Consider the following 15,225-nt stretch of genomic DNA (forward strand, 5'->3'; position numbering starts at 1 on the left):
ATGGGTGTGCTGTTACGGGCGCGCGGGCGCCCCGGCGCGGGTCGCCGGGGAGCAGCGCACGAGCTTCGGCCTAGAGGTGCGCGTAGACGTCGTCGAGGGAGATCCCGCGCGCCACCATCATCACCTGAACGTGGTAGAGCAGCTGGGAGATTTCCTCGGCGGCCGCTTCCTTGCCCTCGTATTCGGCGGCCATCCAGACCTCGGCGGCCTCCTCGACGACCTTCTTGCCGATGGCATGGACGCCCTTGGCGACGAGCTCGGCCGTGCGGGAGGTGCTGGGGTCGCCGTTGGCGGCCTTGAGCTGAAGCTCCGTGAAGAGCTCTTCAAAACTCTTGGTGGGTGTGTTCGCCATGATGGTCCTCAGAATACGGGGTCGGCCCCTGCCACTCAGCGCCAGGGTTCGCTGACGGTGCGCAGGGTCATGGCGGTGGAGACGGCGGCGGTGACCGCTTCGTGCCCCTTGTCCTCGTTCGACCCTTCGAGGCCGGCGCGGTCCAGCGCCTGCTCGTCGTTGTCGCAGGTCAGTACGCCGAAGCCGACGGGGACTCCGGTGTCGATCGACACCTGGACCAGGCCTTGGGTGACGCCCTGGCAGACGTAGTCGAAGTGCGGGGTGCCGCCGCGGATGACCACTCCGAGGGCGACGATGGCATCGTAACCGCGACCGGCGAGTACCTTCGCCACGACCGGGAGCTCGAAGCTGCCCGGGACGCGCAGCAGGGTGGGCTCGTCGATGCCCAGCTCGTGCAGGGCGCGCAGGGCGCCGTCCACCAGGCCGTCCATGACCTTCTCGTGCCACTGGGCCGCGATGACGGCGACTCGGAGGTCTCCGCAGTTCTTCACGCTCAGTTCGGGTGCGCCCTTGCCGCTCACAGCTCTGCTCCTCGGTGGTTCGTGGTGTTCGGGTGGGTGGGGTGGTACGTCTACTGGTTGCCGCAGGCCGAGGTGGTCGCGGCCGCGTCCAGCCAGGGCAGGTCGTGGCCCATGCGGTCCCGCTTGGTGCGCAGGTACCGCAGGTTGTGCTCGCCCGCCTCCATCGGCATCGACTCCCGGTCGGAGACCTCGATGCCGTTCCGTACGAGGGCTGCCGACTTGTCGGGGTTGTTGGTCAGCAGCCGGACGCTGTGGACGCCGAGGTCGGCGAGGATCTGCGCGCCGGCGGCGTAGTCGCGGGCGTCGGCGGGCAGGCCCAGCTCCAGGTTGGCGTCGAGGGTGTCGCGGCCGCGCTCCTGGAGTTCGTACGCGCGCATCTTGGACAGCAGTCCGATGCCGCGGCCCTCGTGGCCGCGCAGGTAGACGACGACGCCGCGGCCCTCGGCGGTGATGCGCTCCATGGCGGCGTGCAGCTGGGGGCCGCAGTCGCAGCGCTGGGACTGGAAGATGTCGCCGGTCAGGCACTCGGAGTGCATGCGGACCAGGACGCCCTCGCCGCCGGCGGCGGTGACGTCGCCGTGGACCAGGGCGACGTGCTCGACCCCGTCGACGGTGGAGCGGTAGCCGTAGGCCGTGAACTCGCCGAAGGCGGTCGGCAGGCTGACCTGGGCCTCGCGGCGGACGGTCGGCTCGGCGGAGCGGCGGTAGGCGATCAGGTCCTCGATGGAGATGATCGTCAGGCCGTGCTTGCGGGCGAAGGGGATCAGCTCGGGCAGGCGCAGCATGACGCCGTCCTCGCCGGCGATCTCCACGATGGCGCCGGCCGGGCGCAGGCCCGCGAGGCGGGCGAGGTCGACGGCGGCCTCGGTGTGGCCGTTGCGGACCAGGACGCCGCCGGGCTTGGCGCGCAGCGGGAAGATGTGGCCGGGGCGGACGAAGTCGCCCGGACCGCTGACGCCGTCGGCCAGCAGGCGCAGGGTGGTGGCGCGGTCGGCGGCCGAGATGCCGGTGGTGACACCGTGGGCGCCGCTCGCGTCGACGGAGACGGTGAAGGCGGTCTGCATCGACTCGGTGTTGTGCTGGACCATCTGCGGGAGTTCGAGCCGGTTCAGCTCGGGACCCTCCATGGGGGCGCAGATCAGGCCGCGGCACTCGCTCATCATGAACGCGATGATCTCGGGGGTGGCCTTCTCGGCGGCGATGACGAGGTCGCCCTCGTTCTCGCGGTCCTCGTCGTCCACGACGACGACCGGGCGGCCGGCCGCGATGTCGCGGATGGCCTGCTCGACGGGGTCGAGACGGAACGCCTCGTCGGTCGCGGCGTCGGGCACGGGCTTGAGGAGGGGGTTGAGGGTCATGCCGTTGCTCCTTCCAGGGCCGGGGCGGGGGTGGTGCGCGAGCGCTGGTACCAGTCGTAGGCGCCCCATACGACGAGGGCGAAGTACACGACGTAGACGAGGCCGGAGAAGGCCAGTCCGCTGTTGAAGGCGAGGGGGACGCCGACCACGTCGACGAGGAGCCAGGCGATCCAGAACTCGACCAGGCCGCGGGCCTGGGCCACCATCGCGACGATGGTGCCGACGAAGATGTACGCGTCGGCCCACGGGCTCCACGACAGGTTCGGGTACAGCGTGAACAGGCTGCCGACGGCGAGGGTGCCGAGCGCCGCGCCGGCCAGGAGCAGTCCGCGCTCCTTCCAGGTGGCGGTGCGCACGGCGATGGAGCCGTCCTGGGCCTTCTGGCTGCCGAGCTGCCAGGCGCGCCAGCCCCAGATCGCCACGGATATGACGAGGAGCTGCTTGCCGACGCCACCGGCGAGGTGGGCGGAGGCGTAGGCCGCGACCAGGATCGCGCCGGAGAGGAGCTGGGCGGGCCAGGTCCATATGGAGCGGCGCCAGCCGAGGGCGAGGGCGGCGAGGCCCATCAGGTTGCCGATCATGTCGGACCAGATGACCTTCTGGTCGAAGACCTCGAAGGCCTGCGTGTTGAGCCAGGTCAGGGCGCTCATCGGTCGGCTCCGTCGGTGTGCAGCGGGTCGACGCCGGCGGCGAGCAGGCGCTCGACGTACTTGGCGAGGACGTCCACTTCGAGGTTGACCGGGTCGCCGGGCTGCTTGATGCCGAGCGTCGTCAGCGCGAGGGTGGTGGGGATGAGGCTGATGGTGAACCAGTCGGCGGCGGCCTCGACCACGGTGAGGCTGACGCCGTCGACCGTGATGGAGCCCTTTTCCACGACGTAGCGCGAGAGGTTCGCCGGGAGCGCGACCTTGACGAGTTCCCAGTGCTCCGAGGGGGTGCGGGAGAGGATCTCGCCGGTGCCGTCCACGTGGCCCTGGACCAGGTGGCCGCCGAGGCGTCCGCCGAGGGCCATCGGGCGCTCCAGGTTGACCCGGGAGCCCTTGGCCAGGGCTCCGAGGCTGGAGCGGTTCAGGGTCTCCTGCATGACGTCCGCGGTGAACTCGCCGTCCGCGGTCTCGACGACCGTGAGGCAGACGCCGTTGACGGCGATGGAGTCGCCGTGCTTGGCACCCTCGGTGACCACGGGGCCGCGCAGGCGGAAGCGGGAGGCTTCGGCGAGCTCCTCGACGGCGGTGACCTCGCCCAGTTCTTCGACGATTCCGGTGAACACTCAGTGCTCCTTGGGGGCAGTGGGGACGGAAGGTGCAGCGGGTACTGCGGTGATGCGGATGTCTGTGCCGATGCGGACCGTCTCGGTGATCCGCAGCCGGAGCGCCTCGGTGAGGGTGCCGATGCCGGCGTCGGCGAGGGTGTTGGGGCCCGCGCCGAGGAGGACCGGGGCGAGGTAGCCGACGACCTTGTCGACGGCGCCCGCGGCGACGAAGGCGCCGGCCAGGGTGGGGCCGCCTTCGAGGAGTACGGAGCGGACGCCGCGCCGGTGCAGCTCGCCGAGCAGGGCGTCCACGGAGATCCCGTTCTTGTCGGACGGGAGGCGGACCACCTCCACTCCGGCGAGGTGGCGGGTCGCCGCGTCGTCGAGGTGCTCGGCCACGACGATCAGGGTGGGGGCGGCCTCGTCCAGGACGCGGGCGGTGGGCCGGATGGTGGCGTGGGTGTCGAGGACGACCCGCAGCGGCTGGTCGGCCGCGGTGGCGCCGGCGGCCCCGCGGACGGCGAGGTGCGGGTCGTCGGCGCGCAGGGTGCCGGAGCCGACGACGACGGCGTCGGCCTCGGCGCGCAGGCGGTGTACGTCGGCGCGGGACTCCGGGGAGCTGATCCAGCGACTGGTGCCGTCGGCGGCGGCGACGCGGCCGTCGAGGGTGGCGGCGTACTTCCACAGGATGTAGGGGCGGCCGAGGCGTACGGAGGTCAGCCAGGCGGCGTTGCCCTCCTGCGCCTCGGCTCCGAGCAGCCCGGACTCGGTGGCGATCCCGGCGGCGCGCAGGGTCGCGGCGCCGCCGCTGGCCTGCGGGTTCGGGTCGGGTACGGCGTAGACCACGCGGGTGATGCCGGCCTCGACGAGGGCGGTGGCGCACGGTCCCGTACGGCCGGTGTGGTTGCAGGGTTCGAGGGTGACGTAGGCGGTGCCGCCGCGGGCGGCCGTGCCTGCCTCGGCCAGGGCGTGGACCTCGGCGTGCGGGCCGCCGGCCCGCTGGTGCCAGCCCTCGCCGACCACGGCGCCCGAGGCGTCGGTGATCACGCAGCCGACCACGGGGTTGGGACTGGTGGAGCCGAGGCCGCGGGCCGCGAGCTCGATGGCCCGGCCCATGGCGAATGCGTCCGCGTCGCGGGCGGATGCGTCGCTGTCGTGCGCGTCGGCGTGTGTCGCCACCGGGTCCTCCTGCCTCATCGGGCACGGACTCCGGGGCCTGTCGGGATACGACAGATGAAGCGGGTAGCACACGCGGGGACGCCGAGGCCGAAAATACGGTCCTCTCGCTCGCGCATCCCGAGGGGTGCGCCGTGAGGACCGCCAACGGCGGCGTACCGGTGACTGGCCCGCCGCGCACTGCCTCCCATCCGGACTTTAACCGTCGGTCCAGGAATTTCACCTGGTCAACCGGCCGCTGGCTGCGGACGGGTCGCGGACTATAACCGCCGGTTCGGAATTACACCGACCCCGGAGTGCGCTGCTACTGGTACTAGGGCCAGTGTGCCACGGGTGATCCGCGGCCATGCGGGTGAGTCAATGTGGCCTGGGTCACAGATCGGTCACTCTTGAGCGACTGGATCGCGCCATTCGAGCGCCGCCCGAGCATCTCCCTTCCCACCCGTTCCGACCCGATTCCGGGCCGATTCCAGGTCGAGCGGGGCCTCGCTTTGGTCCAGACCTATTGACGGGTTGGTCTAGTCCTCTTAACGTTCCCTTCATCTTCCCCGGGAGACAGCCCGTCAGATGTGCGCACGTCACGGGCCAACAAGCTCCGGCTTTCGCCATGTTGCTCCATGTTGAGTCCTGCCATCCTCCCCTCCCCAGGAGGCACCATGCTGTCCCCCACACGCACGAGGGCGATGCTTCTGGCATCCGGCGCCGCAATCGCCGGAATGCTGGTGGCCGGCCTCTCGGCGGGCGTCTCGCACGCCGCCGACAACGAGTCCTGTCGCCCCGACGGCCTGTACAAGACGGCCGGGGTCGACGTCCCGTACTGCTCGGTCTACGACACCGAAGGCCGCGAGAAGATGGGCGCCGACCACCAGCGCCGCGTCATCGGCTACTTCACCGGCTGGCGCACGGGCAAGGACGGCACGCCCGCCTACCTGCCCCACAACATCCCGTGGTCCAAGGTCACCCACCTGAACTACGCCTTCGCCCACGTGGGCGGTGACAACAAGATCTCGGTCGGCGCGGACAACGCGAACAACTCCGCCACCGGGATGACCTGGCCCGGCGTCGCGGGCGCCGAGATGGACCCGGCCCTGCCCTACAAGGGCAACTTCAACCTGCTCAACAAGTTCAAGAAGCAGCACCCGGACGTCAAGACGCTGATCTCGGTCGGCGGCTGGGCCGAGACCGGCGGCTACTTCGGCGACGACGGCAACCGCGTCGCCTCCGGCGGCTTCTACTCGATGGCCACCAACGCCGACGGCTCGGTCAACCAGGCCGGCATCGACACCTTCGCGGACTCCTCGGTCGAGTTCATCCGCAAGTACGGGTTCAACGGCGTCGACATCGACTACGAGTACCCGACCACCATGAAGGACGCGGGCAACCCGCTGGACTGGCAGTTGTCCAACGCCCGCCGAGCCGGACTGGTCAAGGGCTACGCGGCCCTGATGAAGTCCCTGCGCGAGAAGCTCGACCGCGCCGGCGCCGCCGACGGCAAGCACTACCTGCTGTCCGTCGCCGCCCCGTCCTCCGGCTACCTGCTGCGCGGCATGGAGACGTTCCAGATGCAGAAGTACCTGGACTACGTCAACGTCATGTCCTACGACCTGCACGGCGCCTGGAACGAGTACGTCGGCCCGAACGCCTCGCTCTTCGACGACGGCAAGGACGGCGAACTGGCCGCCGCCGGCGTCTACTCCACCTCCCAGTACGGCGGCATCGGCTACCTGAACTCCGACTGGGCGTACCACTACTTCCGCGGCTCCATGCCGGCCGGCCGCATCAACATGGGCCTGCCGTACTACACCCGCGGCTTCAAGAACGTGCAGGGCGGCACGGACGGCCTGTGGGGCAAGGCCCCGGCCACCAACTGCCCGGCCGGCGCCGGCCTGACCAAGTGCGGCGACGGCGCGGTCGGCATCGACAACCTGTGGCACGACCTGGACACCAACGGCGTCGAGTCCCCCGCCGGGTCCAACCCGATGTGGCACGCGAAGAACCTGGAGAAGGGGGTCGTCGGCGACTACGTCACCAAGTACGGCTTCCCGGCGAACACCACGCTGACCGGTACCTACGCCCGCAAGTACGACTCCACCCTGGTGGCGCCGTGGCTGTGGAACGCCCAGAAGAAGGTCTTCCTCTCCACCGAGGACGAGCAGTCGGTGAACGCCAAGGCCGACTACGTGGTCGACAAGGGCATCGGCGGCACGATGGTCTGGGAGCTGGCGGGCGACTACTCGTACAACGCGGCCAAGGGCCAGTACGAGGTCGGCGACACGCTCACCACGGCGATGTACGACAAGTTCAAGGCGGCCTCGCCCTACGGCGCCAAGCGCTCCACGATCACCATGCCGACCGAGGTGATCAAGGTGGACACCGAGTTCGGGCAGTTCCCGCTCGGCGACTCCAACTACCCGATCAGCCCGAAGCTGAAGATCACCAACAACACCGCGGCCACGCTGCCGGGCGGTACGGAGTTCCAGTTCGACTACTCCTCCGCCGCGCCGAGCAACGCCAAGGACCAGTCCGGCTGGGGCACAAGCGTCATCCGCAGCGACCACACGGGCAACAACGTGGGCGGGCTGAAGGGCGACTACAACCGGGTCTCGCTCAAGCTGCCGGCCTGGCAGTCGCTGGCCCCCGGCGCCTCCGTGGAGCTGGACTTCGTCTACTACCTGCCGACCTCCACGCCGTCCAACTGGACCGTGACCTTCGGCGGCCGGACGTACGGCATCACCGGCGACCTGGCGCGCGGCGCGACGGTGGTGGAGCCGGGCGGTGCGACGCAGCCGCCGACCACTCCCCCGACCACGCCTCCGACGACCCCGCCCACCACCCCGCCGACCACGCCCCCGGGCGGGACCTGCACCAACCCGGCGTACGTCGCGGGCCAGATCACCACCGGCGGCACCGTCGTCTCGCACAAGGGCCGCAACTGGAAGGCCCAGTGGTGGACGCAGAACGAAGAGCCCGGCACCACCGGTGAATGGGGCGTCTGGAAGGACCAGGGCGCCTGCTGACACTCCCCTTCGGGTGAGCGGTACGTGAGGACCCGGTGGCCCGGCGGCCACCGGGTCCTCGCACGTGCCGGACTACTGGCGGGGCAGGCGGTCGAGGGCGGCGGTGAAGGCGGAGTCGCGGCGGCGCAACCCGACCGCGGCGGGCCCGGACTCAGCCGAACAGCACGGCCTGGGCCGCCTCGCGGGCGGCGAGGCGGGCGCCGGTCAGGACCGCCGGGCCGCCGAGGGCGGTGGCTCGGACCTCGGTGGTCAGCGGGCTCAGGGTGGCCAGCCGGTGCGCGACCCGGGCGGCGAGGTCGGGCCCTCCGGCGCGGCCGAGTTCGCCGCCGAGGACCACGCAGCCGGGGTCGAGGATGGCCGCCACGGCCGCGGCGGCGAGGGAGAGCCGCTCGGCGAGGGCGTCGAGGAAGGCCTCCCCGGCGGCGCCCGCGACGGCTTCCTCCACCGGCCCGTGGAAGCCGTGCTCCGCCGCGAGGGCGGTGACGGCCGCCCGGCCGGCGAGGGCGTGGAAGCCGCCGCCGCAGTCGGTGGCCGAGGGCAGGGCGCCGGTGCCGGGGACCGGGAGGAAGCCGATCTCGCCCGCACCGCCGGAGGCGCCCCGGCGCAGCCGGCCGTCCAGGACCACGGCCGCGCCGACGCCCGCGCCGAGCCAGAGCAGCACGAACGATTCGACGTCCCGGGCCGCGCCCACGCGCTGTTCGGCGAGGGCCGCCAGGTTGGTCTCGTTCTCCACCACGACCTTGGCGGGCAGCCGCCGCCGCAGGGCCGCCACCAGGTCCCGGTGCCAGGCCGGCAGGCCGACGGTGTCGCCGAGTTCGCCGCTGGCCGGGGCCACCAGGCCCGGGGCGCCGACCACCACCGTGTGCAGGGGGTCCGCGCCGGCCGTGCGGGCCAGTTCCACGAGGCGGTCCACGGCTTCCTCGACCGCGTCGACCGGGAGCTCGGCCTCGGCCACGGGGTGCCCGAGCAGGTCCGTGACGATCGCGGTGGCGCTGTCGGTGCGTACGTCCAGGGCTGCGAGGTGGGCCCGCCGGGCGACGATCCCGTACAGCCGGGCGTTGGGTCCGCGGCGCTGTTCGCCGGACTCCCCCACGACCTCGATGAGCCCGGCTTCGGTGAGCCGCTCCACGAGGTCGGCGACGGAGGGCCGGGAGAGGCCGGTCAGCTTCTTGAGCTGGGTGGCCGTCAGGGCGCCCTCGTCCTGGAGGAGTCGCAGGGCGAGGCGGTCGTTGATGGCCCGGGCCGTGCTGGGGGAAGCGGGCGAAGGAGCGGGGGCGGCGGGGGTCAGGGCCTCGGCAGGAGTCACGGCGCCCATCCTAAGGAGCCTTGGGGCCTAACTATCAGGTAGGGTCCCTGATAGTTTATTGCCATGACCGGGGAAACCGACCTCAGCCCGGCGCGACTGCGCCACGCCCGCCTCGCGATAGCCGCCGTCTTCTGCGCCCACGGCGCGGTCACCGGCTCCTTCGCCACCCGCATCCCCTGGATCCAGGACCACGCCCAGCTCGGCGCGGGCACCCTGGGCCTCGCCCTCGCCTTCCCCGCGCTCGGCGCGGCGCTCGCGATGCCGCTGGCGGGGCGGCTCAACCACCGGTTCGGCGCCCGGACCGCCCTGCGGGGCCTGCTGGCGATGTGGACCCTGTCGCTCGCCCTCCCCAGCCTCGCCCCGAACCTGGTGGCGCTGTGTTTCGCGCTCTTCGTCTACGGGGCCACTTCCGGGATGTCGGACGTGGCGATGAACGCGCTCGGCGTGGAGACCGAGAACCGGCTCGGCCGCTCGATCATGTCCTCGCTGCACGGCATGTGGAGCGCGGGCGCGCTGATCGGCTCGGCCGCGGGCGCGGTCGCCGCGCACGCGGGCGCCGACGCGCGGCTGCACCACCTGCTCGCCGCCCTCGCGCTGACGGTGGTCGGGCTGGTCGCCGTACGCGGTGTGCTGGACCTGCGGCCCGGCCGGGACGCGCAGGCGCCGCCGCACTTCGCGCTGCCGCCGAAGTCCGCGCTGTTCATCGGGGCGATCGGCTTCTGCGCGGTCTTCGCGGAGGGCGCGAGCATGGACTGGTCCGCGGTGTACCTGCGGGACGTCCTGCACACGGATGCGGGACTCGCCGCCGCCTCCACCACGGCCTTCGCGCTGACGATGACGGTCGCCCGGCTCGCCGGGGACAAGGTGGTGGACCGGTTCGGCTCCGTACGCACGGTCCGCGCGGGCGGCGCGCTGGCCACCGCGGGCGGGCTCCTCGTGGTCGCGGTACGGGAGCCGGCCGCCGCCATGGCCGGGTTCGCGCTGATCGGGCTCGGCATCGCGGTGGTGGTCCCGCTGGCCTTCGCGGCCGCGGCGCGCAGCGGGCCGGCCCCGGCGCAGGCCATCGCCGGTGTCGCGACCATCACGTACACCTCGGGGCTGATCGCCCCGTCGGCGATCGGCGCGGTGGCCGATGCGACCTCGCTGGTGGTGTCGTTCGGGCTGGTCACGCTGCTGGCGTTCGCGCTGATCGCGGGGGCCGCCGTACTGCGGCAGCGGCCGGCGGCGGGCCCGGCCGCCGCTGCCAATCGGGACGAACCTGCCGGTATCCAGCCGTAATATGGCGCCTGGCCGCTGGGCGGGCCCGGAAGCTCGACTGGTCGCCGGAGAACACCGGACAACAACGGAAGTGGTGGAACATGGGCCTCGGCGTGCGCTGGACCCTGCACGGAGACGGGCGGACCCCCGCCCCCGGCGCGGTGGTCCGGCCGGACGAGCGGCTGTCGTGGCCGCGTACCGCCGGGCTGGGTGCCCAGCACGTCGTGGCGATGTTCGGGGCGAGTTTCGTCGCACCGGTGCTGATGGGCCTGGATCCGAACCTGGCCATCATGATGTCGGGCGTCGCGACGGTCGTCTTCCTGCTCGCGACGCGCGGCCGGGTGCCCTCGTACCTGGGCTGCTCGCTCTCCTTCGTGGGTGTCGCCGCGGCGATCCGGGCGAGCGGCGGGGACAGCGCGGTGGTCACCGGCGCGGTGTTCGTCGTCGGCGCGGCGCTGTTCCTGGCGGGGCTCGCGGTCCAGCGGTTCGGCGCGCGGATCATCCACGCGGCGATGCCGCCGGTGGTGACGGGCGCGGTCGTGATGCTGATCGGCTTCAACCTGGCTCCGGTGACGGCCTCGACGTACTGGCCGCAGGACCAGTGGACGGCGCTGCTGACGATGCTGTTCACCGGGCTGGCCGTGGTGTGCCTGCGCGGCTTCTGGTCGCGCATCGCGATCTTCCTCGGCCTGATCTTCGGGTACGGCATCTCCTGGGTCTTCGACCTCGTATTCGGGAAGATCCACTCCACGGTGGGCGGGCCGGAGGCCGTGGACCACTGGCGGCTGGACCTCTCCGGGGTCGGCAAGGCCGACTGGATCGGGCTGCCGACCTTCCACGCGCCCGCCTTCGAGTGGTCGGCGATCCTGATCGCGCTGCCCGTGGTGATCGCGCTGATCGCCGAGAACGCCGGGCACATCAAGGCCGTCGGCGAGATGACCGGCGATCCGCTCGACGACAAGCTCGGCACGGCCATCGCGGCCGACGGCGCCGCGTCCATGCTGTCCACGGCGGTGGGCGGGCCGCCGAACACCACGTACTCCGAGAACATCGGCGTCATGGCCGCCACCCGCGTCTACTCGACGGCCGCGTACTGGGCGGCGGCGGGCTTCGCGCTGCTCTTCGGGCTGTGCCCCAAGTTCGGCGCGGTCGTCGCCGCGATCCCGGGCGGGGTGCTGGGCGGGATCACCGTCATCCTGTACGGCATGATCGGCCTGCTCGGCGCCCAGATCTGGATCAACGGGCGGGTGGACCTGCGCAATCCGCTGAACCTGGTGCCGGCCGCGGCGGGCATCATCATCGGCGTCGGCGGGGTCGAGCTGCACGTCACCGACAGCTTCGAGCTCGGCGGCATCGCGCTCGGCACCATCGTGGTGATCACCGGCTACCACGCCCTGCGGTACTTCGCCCCCGCGCACCTGAAACAGCAGGAGCCGCTGCTGGACGCGGGAACCTCCGCGTACGACGAGCCCGACGCGGACCAGGGCAAGCGGGGTTGACGTAGTTTCGCCCGAACCGGCGACGCGTACGGCCAAGTTCCCCGGATCAGGCCCGGCGCCTGCGACGCTGCCACCCATGGAAGCGGTGCTCGCGCGGATGCGCGCCCTGGACGAGCGGCTGCCGGAGCAGGACGGTGTGGCCGTCTTCAACCGGGTGTACCTGACGGTGACGCAGGCCCTGCACGAACGTATCTCCCACGGGGGTTTCCCCGCGCCCCGGAGGGCGGCGGTGCTGAGCGTACGGTTCGCCGAGCGCTACCTGGCGGCGGTGGAGGCCGAGCGGGCGCCGGCGTGCTGGCGCCCGCTGCTCCAGTACCGCCGCCACCCGGGGGTCCGGCCGCTGCAGTACGCGCTGGCCGGGATCAACGCGCACATCGGGCACGACCTCGCGCTCGCGGTGATCTCCACCTGCCGGACCCTGGACTGCGAGCCGCGCGCCCTGGAAGCGGACTTCGACCGGGTCGGCGACACCCTGGTCGCCCTGGAGGAGCGCATCCGCGAGGACCTGATGCCGGGCCCGGACCTGCTGGAGGTCGCCGACCCGCTGACCCATCTGCTCGGCTCGTGGAGCCTGGACCGCGCCCGCTCCGGTGCCTGGGCGGCGGCCCGCCTGCTGTGGACCCTGCGCCGCTCCCCCGACCTGGCGGAGGAGTTCACCGAGTCCCTCGACGCGGGAGTCGGCCTGGTCGGCCGCTGCCTGCTGACCCCGGTACGGATGAAGTCGCCCGTGTAGCCGCCGGGCCTCCGGAGCGAGGCGTCCCGGGGCATGAGAACGGGCCGCCGCCGCGTTCGTGCGCGGGGGCGGCCCGTGGTCACGGGGGTCCGGGAGGGGTCAGTCCTCCGGGAGCTCGACCGGGGAGATCTCGTCGTAGAGGTCGCCCGGGCCCGGGTTGGTGGCGTCGGTGGAGCCGCCGAGGTGGTGCATCACGCCCCAGACCGCGTTGAGGGCCGTCTGGACCGCGCCCTCGGCCCAGCCCGCCGTCCAGGAGATGTCGTCGCCCGCGAGGAAGATGCCGCGCTTGTCCTCGGGGAGGCGGTCCTGCATGAAGTGGGTGAACAGGCGGCGCTGGTAGCGGTAGTGGCCCGGCAGGTTGGCCTTGAACGCGCCCATGAAGTAGGGCTCGTTCTCCCAGGACACCGTCACCGGGTTGCCGATGATGTGGCCGCGGATGTCGACATTCGGGTAGATCTCGCCGAGGGACTTCAGCATGACCTCCATCCGCTCGTTCGCGGACAGCGGCAGCCACTTGAGGCTGTCGTCGCACCACGTGTACGAGAGGCAGATGACGGCGGGCTGGTCCGGGCCGTTGTCCAGCAGGTACGTGCCCCGGGTCATGCGGTCCGTGAGCGTCATCGACATGACGTCACGGCCGGTCGGGTTCCCGGCGTCGTCGACGGCCTTGTCGAGCCAGAACGGGCGGTCGACCGGGATGAAGAGCTTCGACGACTCCATGTAGTGCGTGCGCTCGATCGCCGTCCAGTGGTCGATCGGGAACAGCGAGTCGTCGCACGCGATCTTGGACAGGAGCATCCAGGACTGGGCCGTGAAGATCGCGGCGCGGTACGTGCGGATGTCGCCGGACGCGTCCGTCACCGTGATGCGGTTGCCCGCCGTGCGGTGCAGGCGGGTGACCGCCGGGCGCGGGGTGCCGTCGTGGAGGGAGGACAGCGACGTGCCCTGGGCCCAGTGCACGATCTTCTCGGGCTCGCGGTCCCACATGCGCAGCGGGAGCTGCTGCGAGCCGCCCACGATGCCGCGGTGGTGGTCGTCGGCCTCGGTGTAGACGACGCGCAGGATCTCCAGGATGGAGTTCGGGAAGTCGGTGTCCCAGCCGCCCGTGCCGAAGCCGACCTGGCCGAAGATCTCGCGCTTGCGGAAGGACTTGAAGGCCTCGGACTTGCAGAGGAACCCGTAGAAGGTCTCGTCGTCGAGCTTCTCGACCAGCTTCGCCCAGATCTCGCGGATGCGCGGGACGTCCCGCTCGCGCATCGCGGTGTTCATGTCGGAGAAGTCGGCGCCCTCGTCGAGGCAGGCGTTCCACGCGGCGGACACGTCGCGGTAGACCTGCGGGAGGTCGGCGATGGTCTCGGCGTAGTGGGTCTCGCCCTTGAGGTCCACTACGGTCGAGGGGGTGGCCTCGGCCAGCGGGTTCGGGAAGGGCTCGGTGACCAGGCCGACGAGGTCGATGTAGTGCTGGAGCGCGGTGGAGGACGGCGGGAAGCGCATGGCGCCCATCTCCGCGGTCAGCCCCTCGGTGCCGGCGCCCTCGAAGCCGACGGTGCGCAGCCGGCCGCCGATCTGGTCGGCCTCGTACACGACGGGCTTGAGGCCCATCTTCATCAGCTCGTACGCGGAGATGATGCCGGACAGCCCGCCGCCGATGACGGCGACCTCGGTGCCGTGCTCCGTCGCCGGTATCTGGCCGAGGCCGGCCGGGTGGGCGAGGAAGTCGTCGTACGCGTACGGGAAGTCCGGGCCGAACATGGTGATCGGCGGCTGTCCGTCGCTGTGCGGGACGGCGGTGGTGGGCACCGTGGACGTCATGGGGTACGGCTCCTTGCGGGGTCGGGCAGGGGGGAGGGGTCAGACGAGGGAGGCGTACAGCCCCGGGCGCCGGTCGCGCAGGTACGGGTTGTTCTCGCGCGAGGCAGTCAGCAGCTCGGGGTCGGCCTCGCCGAACACCAGCTCCTCACCGCGGCCGGCCCGGGTCCGGGTGACCCCGTCGGGGCTCGCCAGGCAGCTGAGCCCGACGAACTCGAACTCGCCTTCCGGGCCGGTGCGGTTGACGTATGCGATGTACATCTGGTTCTCGAAGGCCCGTACGGGGACGAGCTGTTCGGCGACGAACTGGAACGGGTGCATCTGCGCGGTCGGCACCAGGAGGAGGTCGGTGCCGGCCAGTGCGTGCGCCCGTACGTTCTCCGGGAACTCGACGTCGTAGCAGATCATGAGGCCGATGCGGAGGCCGTTCAGGTCCGCCTGGACGACGGTCGTGTCGCCGGGGGTGAAGGCTTCCTGCTCGAAGCAGCCGAAGAGGTGGGTCTTGCGGTAGTTCGCGAGCGCGGCGCCGTCGGGGCCGATGAGCTGGGCCGCGTTGTAGACCGCGTCCCCCGACCGCTCCGGGTAGCCGTACAGGACGGCCAGTCCGTGGCGGCGGGCGATCTCGCCGATGGCGCGGGCGGACATGCCGTCGGCCGGTTCTGCGAGGCGGGCGATGTCCTGGACGTCCAGCGCGTAGCCGGTCAGGAACATCTCCGAGGTCACGAGGAGCCCGGCCCCGCCCTGTGCGGCGCGCGCCGCGGCCTCGTCGAGCGCCTTGAGGTTCTCGGCGGTGTCGCCGAGCCGTCCGGAGCTCTGGAGGAGGGCGGTGCGCAGCGGGGGCATGGGCGTACCTCTGTGGCAGGAGGGGTGGGGGTCATCAAACGGTACGTTCGCGCGTTCGACCGCGACAAGCCGTCACCGTTGCGCTCCGCGCATCGAATCGTT

At 71.7% G+C, this 15,225-nt stretch carries 13 protein-coding genes and 1 riboswitch; of the genes, 4 read left to right on the plus strand and 9 right to left on the minus strand.

Annotation, left to right across the window (positions count from 1 at the left end):
* Positions 1 to 70: 70 nt before the first annotated feature.
* Genes ACZ7GJ_RS16430 through ribD form a run of 6 tightly spaced genes read right to left on the minus strand, consistent with a single transcriptional unit; the run spans position 71 to position 4,680 of the window.
* Entirely contained in the window at positions 71 to 352 is a 282-nt protein-coding gene (locus tag ACZ7GJ_RS16430) for a phosphoribosyl-ATP diphosphatase (RefSeq protein ID WP_365918433.1), read from the minus strand.
* A gap of 35 nt (positions 353 to 387) precedes the next feature.
* Entirely contained in the window at positions 388 to 873 is a 486-nt protein-coding gene (gene ribH, locus ACZ7GJ_RS16435; RefSeq protein ID WP_007262951.1) for a 6,7-dimethyl-8-ribityllumazine synthase, read from the minus strand.
* Between the two features lie 50 nt (positions 874 to 923).
* Complete coding sequence (locus ACZ7GJ_RS16440; RefSeq protein ID WP_470752234.1) at positions 924 to 2,231, minus strand: bifunctional 3,4-dihydroxy-2-butanone-4-phosphate synthase/GTP cyclohydrolase II; 1,308 nt, start codon at positions 2,229 to 2,231, stop codon at positions 924 to 926.
* Positions 2,228 to 2,881 carry a nicotinamide mononucleotide transporter family protein gene (locus ACZ7GJ_RS16445; RefSeq protein WP_470752236.1) on the minus strand — a complete coding sequence of 218 codons (654 nt, stop codon included), beginning with the start codon at positions 2,879 to 2,881 and terminating at the stop codon, positions 2,228 to 2,230. The genes ACZ7GJ_RS16440 and ACZ7GJ_RS16445 overlap by 4 nt, the downstream gene beginning before the upstream one ends.
* Positions 2,878 to 3,501: a riboflavin synthase gene (locus ACZ7GJ_RS16450; protein WP_470752237.1), complete on the minus strand. Its 624-nt coding sequence runs from the start codon at positions 3,499 to 3,501 to the stop codon at positions 2,878 to 2,880. The genes ACZ7GJ_RS16445 and ACZ7GJ_RS16450 overlap by 4 nt, the downstream gene beginning before the upstream one ends.
* On the minus strand, positions 3,502 to 4,680 hold the full coding sequence (gene ribD, locus ACZ7GJ_RS16455; RefSeq protein ID WP_470752239.1) for a bifunctional diaminohydroxyphosphoribosylaminopyrimidine deaminase/5-amino-6-(5-phosphoribosylamino)uracil reductase RibD: 1,179 nt from the start codon (positions 4,678 to 4,680) through the stop codon (positions 3,502 to 3,504). It abuts the gene before it with no gap.
* Between the two features lie 152 nt (positions 4,681 to 4,832).
* Positions 4,833 to 4,963: riboswitch (FMN riboswitch) on the minus strand.
* Positions 4,964 to 5,315: 352 nt separating this feature from the next.
* On the opposite strand from ribD, the gene ACZ7GJ_RS16460 reads away from it, so the two are divergent.
* Positions 5,316 to 7,676: a chitinase C-terminal domain-containing protein gene (locus tag ACZ7GJ_RS16460; RefSeq protein ID WP_470752240.1), complete on the plus strand. Its 2,361-nt coding sequence runs from the start codon at positions 5,316 to 5,318 to the stop codon at positions 7,674 to 7,676.
* A 151-nt stretch (positions 7,677 to 7,827) separates the two neighbouring features.
* On the opposite strand, the gene ACZ7GJ_RS16465 is transcribed toward ACZ7GJ_RS16460, so the two are convergent.
* A complete protein-coding gene (locus tag ACZ7GJ_RS16465) occupies positions 7,828 to 8,991 on the minus strand; it encodes an ROK family transcriptional regulator (protein ID WP_470752242.1) in 1,164 nt (387 codons plus the stop codon).
* A gap of 54 nt (positions 8,992 to 9,045) precedes the next feature.
* Here ACZ7GJ_RS16465 and ACZ7GJ_RS16470 point away from each other — a divergent pair, with 54 nt between their 5' ends.
* The 3 genes from ACZ7GJ_RS16470 to ACZ7GJ_RS16480 all read left to right on the plus strand — a co-directional run bounded on the left by ACZ7GJ_RS16470 (position 9,046) and on the right by ACZ7GJ_RS16480 (position 12,471).
* Complete coding sequence (locus ACZ7GJ_RS16470) at positions 9,046 to 10,260, plus strand: MFS transporter (RefSeq protein ID WP_470752244.1); 1,215 nt, start codon at positions 9,046 to 9,048, stop codon at positions 10,258 to 10,260.
* A gap of 80 nt (positions 10,261 to 10,340) precedes the next feature.
* Positions 10,341 to 11,738: a uracil-xanthine permease family protein gene (locus tag ACZ7GJ_RS16475; RefSeq protein WP_470752245.1), complete on the plus strand. Its 1,398-nt coding sequence runs from the start codon at positions 10,341 to 10,343 to the stop codon at positions 11,736 to 11,738.
* Positions 11,739 to 11,814: 76 nt separating this feature from the next.
* Positions 11,815 to 12,471 (plus strand): DUF5995 family protein, encoded by a 657-nt coding sequence (locus ACZ7GJ_RS16480; protein WP_470752247.1) that lies wholly within the window; start codon positions 11,815 to 11,817, stop codon positions 12,469 to 12,471.
* Positions 12,472 to 12,570: 99 nt separating this feature from the next.
* Here the strand turns inward: ACZ7GJ_RS16480 and ACZ7GJ_RS16485 are convergent, their stop codons facing one another.
* Both ACZ7GJ_RS16485 and ACZ7GJ_RS16490 read right to left on the minus strand, forming a co-directional pair.
* The gene (locus ACZ7GJ_RS16485; RefSeq protein ID WP_470752248.1) at positions 12,571 to 14,283 is read right to left on the minus strand and encodes a flavin monoamine oxidase family protein; all 1,713 of its coding nucleotides are present in this window, start codon (positions 14,281 to 14,283) and stop codon (positions 12,571 to 12,573) included.
* A 39-nt stretch (positions 14,284 to 14,322) separates the two neighbouring features.
* Positions 14,323 to 15,123, minus strand: coding sequence for a carbon-nitrogen hydrolase family protein (locus tag ACZ7GJ_RS16490; protein ID WP_470752250.1), 801 nt, complete (start codon positions 15,121 to 15,123; stop codon positions 14,323 to 14,325).
* Positions 15,124 to 15,225: the final 102 nt, after the last annotated feature.

The organism is Streptomyces sp. NPDC037242, from assembly GCF_055604165.1.

Excerpts from the sequence above, each read along its gene's own strand:
- ACZ7GJ_RS16470 (WP_470752244.1), top strand. The coding sequence starts at position 9,046 with ATGACCGGGGAAACCGACCTCAGCCCGGCGCGACTGCGCCACGCCCGC.
- ACZ7GJ_RS16445 (WP_470752236.1), bottom strand. The coding sequence starts at position 2,881 with ATGAGCGCCCTGACCTGGCTCAACACGCAGGCCTTCGAGGTCTTCGAC.
- ACZ7GJ_RS16440 (WP_470752234.1), bottom strand. The coding sequence starts at position 2,231 with ATGACCCTCAACCCCCTCCTCAAGCCCGTGCCCGACGCCGCGACCGAC.
- ACZ7GJ_RS16465 (WP_470752242.1), bottom strand. The coding sequence starts at position 8,991 with ATGGGCGCCGTGACTCCTGCCGAGGCCCTGACCCCCGCCGCCCCCGCT.
- ACZ7GJ_RS16485 (WP_470752248.1), bottom strand. The coding sequence starts at position 14,283 with ATGACGTCCACGGTGCCCACCACCGCCGTCCCGCACAGCGACGGACAG.
- ACZ7GJ_RS16480 (WP_470752247.1), top strand. The coding sequence starts at position 11,815 with ATGGAAGCGGTGCTCGCGCGGATGCGCGCCCTGGACGAGCGGCTGCCG.
- ribD (WP_470752239.1), bottom strand. The coding sequence starts at position 4,680 with ATGAGGCAGGAGGACCCGGTGGCGACACACGCCGACGCGCACGACAGC.
- ACZ7GJ_RS16490 (WP_470752250.1), bottom strand. The coding sequence starts at position 15,123 with ATGCCCCCGCTGCGCACCGCCCTCCTCCAGAGCTCCGGACGGCTCGGC.
- ACZ7GJ_RS16430 (WP_365918433.1), bottom strand. The coding sequence starts at position 352 with ATGGCGAACACACCCACCAAGAGTTTTGAAGAGCTCTTCACGGAGCTT.
- ACZ7GJ_RS16460 (WP_470752240.1), top strand. The coding sequence starts at position 5,316 with ATGCTGTCCCCCACACGCACGAGGGCGATGCTTCTGGCATCCGGCGCC.
- ACZ7GJ_RS16475 (WP_470752245.1), top strand. The coding sequence starts at position 10,341 with ATGGGCCTCGGCGTGCGCTGGACCCTGCACGGAGACGGGCGGACCCCC.